General features: G+C 43.6%; 2 protein-coding genes. One reads left to right on the top strand and one right to left on the bottom strand.

Features of this window, described 5'->3' with window-relative positions:
• Window positions 1–36 precede the first annotated feature (36 nt).
• On the bottom strand, window positions 37–4,047 hold the full coding sequence (locus ACCM36_RS01705) for a PGF-pre-PGF domain-containing protein (protein ID WP_370571975.1): 4,011 nt from the start codon (window positions 4,045–4,047) through the stop codon (window positions 37–39).
• Between the two features lie 376 nt (window positions 4,048–4,423).
• On the opposite strand from ACCM36_RS01705, the gene ACCM36_RS01700 reads away from it, so the two are divergent.
• A partial coding sequence (locus tag ACCM36_RS01700; RefSeq protein WP_370571973.1) for a 1-phosphofructokinase family hexose kinase occupies window positions 4,424–5,297 on the top strand: 874 nt, incomplete at its 3' end.

Below are 5,297 nucleotides of genomic sequence, written 5' to 3'. Positions count from 1 at the left end.
ATCCCTGTACTAATGCACAGGGACCTCAGACTAATCTTATCGCTTCTTCAGATACACATATCCAACAGCAAGCAATGTTATTGCAAGTATAGCCATGAAGATTGTCCATATGTTGGACCTTTCCGGTTGACTTTCTAGCAGGCTGGCGTCTTCCATTGGAGCAGATTCCATACCTGCATCACTACTTACAGGAGAAGCCATAACCTTTTCAGCGGTAATGGCAAATGGAGAAAATCCAGAGGTTTGGGACTCGAATATTGAATATCCTGTAGTGCTGCTTTCCAGAGTTGTAGGGAGCACTTCCCATGAATTTCCATTATATCTCTGTAGTCTTACATCTGCGGGATCTACACCCATTTCCTGTATCCAGGAGTTGCCAACCCTGAACTTTATCTTGGCATCCTCTATGTTGGATGCCGTAGCAAAACCGGATTTGCCCACCCAAATATTTATATATTTATATACGATCCCTTCGGGATCACTGCTAACCAGTTTTGACCTGTTGTTCAGAACTTCTATGGTGGAAGTGATCTCACCTGAGTTCTTAAGAGAATGGAAACTAATCAACTGGATATCATTACCGTCCCTCGTGAACTCATAAGTAACATTAGCATCCATTGCCAGGTATTCATTGTCAACATCTTTTAGTGCGACATTTGTATAATCTTCGGCACTACCTGAACCGCCGCCTCCGCCACCACTACTGCTACTTGTTTTGGTGGTTCCTCCTGAACTGCTTCCACCCCCACCATTACTTGAAGATGGAGAAGAAGTGCGAAGCGTGATACTTACCATATTACCTTCCATACCGTTAATATCGTAAGGTAACAGCGAATATTCATAACTTGTATTAATGCTTAAACCACTATCCACATATTCAGATATTGATCCGGTTACATTTCCAATAACAGTTCCGTTCCTGTACAGTTCAACAAAAGACACATCCGGAGAATTGCTCCAGATCAATGTGATAGAACTTGAGCTGGTGTCCTTTTGCGAGAGATCTGAAATGAATGGTGCAGAATCAAGAACATCAATTGTTACTGCTTGGGAGTCATTTAGTCCATTAGACTCTGCAATGAACATAACAATATAATTCCCTGCAGCAGCCGGAGTCCAGCTGAAGTCACCAGTTTCACTATCAAGCTCAGCATCCTGAGGAAGTGACTCTGCAGAATATCTGACAATATCCCCATCCTCATCTGTGGCCGAGATATTGAAAATCAAAAGCTGGTGCTCATCTGTAGTCATATCATCTATGGCAGCAAATTCCGGTGCCCTGTCAACATTATTAACTGTTATTAAGACATTTTCTGATTTAATCAGGCCATTGGAATCCGCTATGAACTGCACATTGTACTGGCCTGAATCACTATAAGTGGGAACCCAATTGAATTCACCTGTTACATTGTTTAGATTAGATCCGTAAGGTAAGTTCACAGCTAAGTATGTAATTGCATCCATATCAATATCAGTAGCTGAAATGGTAAAACCAAGAGATCCATTCTCGTTCACCTCTTTGTTACCAATAGGATTTAGTTGTGGTTCTCTATCAACATTGTTCACAGTGATAGTAACATTCTCTGAATCGGTAAGACCACCTGCTTCTGCAACAAAAATGATAGTATACTCGCCGGAATCATTATAATCCGGTGTCCAGCTGAATTCTCTTGTATTGACATCAAACGTAGCTCCATCAGGCAGACCTATTGCAGAATAAGTTATCGTATCCCCTTCCGGATCGTTGGCTGAAATGGCGAACTCAAGCAGATCATTTTCATTGACATTCTTATTGCCTATCACAGCAAGCTCTGGAGCCTCACCTATATCACCGACTGTAATTGTTATTGTCTCCAAGTCACTAAGACCATTGGCTTCAGCAGTGAACATGATCTGATAGTTTCCGGCTGCATCAGGAGAAGGAGTCCAGGTGAACACTCTTGTAGTAACGTCAAATCCAGCTCCTGCAGGTAGACCAACTACGGAATATGTGACAGCATCCCCATCAGGATCATTCGCCGAAATCACGAATTCCAGCAGGCTGTTTTCATTTATTGCCTTGTTACCGATCGCTTCAAGCTCCGGCGCCCTGTCCACATTATTGACTGTGACTGTAGTTATCTGAGAATTCGTATGCTTTCCATCTGTCACTGAGAATTCAACATTATATGTCCCGGCATTCTCATATGTAGGGGTCCACGAAAATACGTTACCTGCAAGAGTACCAAAAGGAGCGTTTGTAGAATATGTGAGCGCGTCTCCATCTAAATCCGTAGCTGTGAGAGTGATTACCAGATTTTGGGTTTCATTTATTTCCCGGTTACTAATAGCTGCCAGCATAGGAGCACGATTAACATAATTTGTGAAACAGTTCAGGGCATCCACTCTGCCATAGCCTGAAAGGTAATCAAATCCAGAAGATTCTACATTTTGAGCACTTTCATACAGGATGCTGCGCACTTCAGCAGCTGACATGCCCAGATCATTTGCCCATATCTGTGCAGCTACTGCAGCTACATGGGGTGCTGATGCACTGGTTCCGGAGAAGATAGTACCAAAATTACCCGCTCCGGTGACAGCTACTCGGTCAATACCGGAGAGATCTGGTTTTTCCCTGGTAACAGAAGTCGGATAGGTAATGGTCACAGGCCCTCGTGATGAATATGACTCTACCTGGTCATGATTTTGATCATTAGCAGATATTGCTGCCACAGCAATAGCATCGGGCACCGCAGGATGACCGAATATGGAATCTTTGGAAGTGAGATTTGTTTGATCCAGAGTTACCGCAGAGTTAGGATAGATGAACAGTTCAAGTGTACGTTTTTGTGCTGTGCCATCCCTGTTTTTGATCTTGATATACGCAGGTTCCGTAAGATAGGACGTTGAAGTCCATTCTAAAGGATCACCGTTACCACTTTGCGTATTAGCAGAATAGGCAATGGTTCTTCCGGACCTGTCCACTACATACAGATCATAGTCATTGACAGAAGCACCAAACTGATCATCCCATTGAAGGAACAGCTGAAAAGACGTGCCTGCAGGAAGAGGGAATATCTTGTCGTGATAACCGGTACCATCATCAGCAAATACACCCTGATAGTGCCTCATTGCTGAATTGCCTGCAGAGGATATGTATATAATGTTATTATTTGCTATTACTTCGGCAACATGCTGCGCTACAACCCCGTCTTCAAAGAATGGCTCATCGGGCCATGTAATATCATCCACTATAACGGTACAGCCCGCAGCTACTAATTCATCAATAGCATCATTGAATTCATATACACTGTGCCCATGGTCATGGAAGTATAATTTTGCACCTGGTACCATGTCATAGATGATCTCCATCATGGCAATGCCTTCATTGCCACCAACATCATTTCTCAGTACCGTGACATCTGAAGGCAGGTCTCTGGATGCCTTTGCTGTAGAAATTGCATCCACACCGTTGGAGATTACACCTATCTTTATGCCACTGCCGTCTTGAAAGTAGCTTGAACGAACAGCATCTGTCCTATGAATGGCATCGCCTGCCGTGGTAGCAGAACCAGTATTAACCACTGGCTGTACAACTGTCCTTATATTACGTACTTCTTCAAGAGACGCTATTTCATCCAGCCTGTTTACTTCTGCCCAAGCGGTAACAAGTGAGTTTTCATCGTCCCGGCTGGTAATATTCCAGACATACTGATCTATTACCGATGTTTGTTCTCCCTGGAACAGGCAGATATATACAAATACAAGCTGCTGTTCTGTTTCATTATTCACTGTGGCTAATGAGGACCGAGCAGAGTTAGTATAAGCGTCTGCCCCTGATTTGACATCACCTGAGTCCACGATCAAATCGACAAGGTCACTGCTTATCTTTTGTTGTTCTTCAGTAATATTTAAATTATCAATTGCAGTCGTGATATCTGCCTGATTCGCATTAGTTACATCTGTATCTCCAATTGCTACAGACAAAGAACCAAATACGACTATGCCTGAAAATAGTAAAACAGTTACAAAACTTATCAGTTGCTGGATCTGTCCTTTACAGCTCATTCCTACCCCTTAACCACTAAATCATTGGTAATAATCTATTCAAAGAAGATTACTTTGTTATCGATACGGTGTGTGGGGTATGTCATTGGAGTTTAAGTAAGTAATCTCGAATTATATTTAAATTTCCATATTATTTGAATACAATAGTTCACTGATTTTATCCCTTTTTTCCTCCCCCTTACAATTGATTTACCTCCCATACTTTACTATTTGTTCAATCCTTAACTTTCCCCTAAACTATACCTTAACAAAACGGATGAAACTGTCACTATGTCTGATAATACAAGAGAAACTTTTTAGTAAAGAACATACATTATTCCCTTCATACAACCGATTAAAATACGTGGATCCATACAATATCAATAGAGAGATACCCATGAGAACGATCATTACTCTGAATATGAACCCTGCCATAGACAAAAGCACTGCAACAGAACATGTGATAGCTGAACGCAAACTGTACTGCGGTCCTGCCAGCTATGAACCCGGTGGTGGTGGCGTCAATGTCTCCCGGGCCATAAAGAAGCTTGGAGGAGAATCACTACTGATCTATCCAGCCGGTGGCATGTCTGGTAAGATGTTAAATGAACTTCTGGAACATGAAGGAGTGAATCAGCTGTCATTACCCATAAAAGGGATCACAAGGGAGAACCTTATCGTCCTTGAGGAAGCTACTGGACGACAGTTCCGTTTTGGGATGCCAGGCCCAAAGCTTGAGAGGGAAGAATGGGAACAATGCCTTCAAGAACTCTCCACAGCCAGCCCTGCTCCCGATTACCTGGTAGCCAGCGGAAGCCTTCCTTTGGGTGTGCCATCAGATTTCTATGCCCGTGTTGCACGTATCGGAAAGGAGATGGGAGCAAAGGTCATCATTGATGCTTCCGGCAATGCCCTTGCACACGCGCTGCAGGAAGGTGTGTACCTTATCAAACCCAACATCCGCGAGTTCAGGGATCTTGCAGGCAACGATATTAAAGAAGAGTCGCAGATATCAGACGCAGCTCAAAGGATGATCAGGGCCGGACAGTGCAAAGTGATGGTCATATCCCTGGGTGCGGCCGGTGCTCTGCTGGTTTGCGAGGATAGCGTGGAGCACATAGTACCACCAACTGTGCCCATCATCAGCAAAGTGGGAGCTGGCGACAGCATGGTGGCAGGTATCGTCCTAAGCCTTTCAAAAGGGAAAAAACTGCGTGAAGCTGCCCTATATGGGATAGCTGCCGGTTCTGCTGCTGTGATGACCCCTGGGA

Source organism: Methanomethylovorans sp., from assembly GCF_041305605.1.
In the GTDB taxonomy this organism is placed as follows: Archaea; Halobacteriota; Methanosarcinia; order Methanosarcinales; family Methanosarcinaceae; genus Methanomethylovorans.
Note: the sequence above shows the minus strand (reverse complement) of the source record. Positions and strands in the feature narration are given on the sequence as shown.

What these genes read in the sequence shown, in the direction of transcription:
- ACCM36_RS01705 (WP_370571975.1), bottom strand. Translation starts at nt 4,047, where the DNA reads ATGAGCTGTAAAGGACAGATCCAGCAACTGATAAGTTTTGTAACTGTT.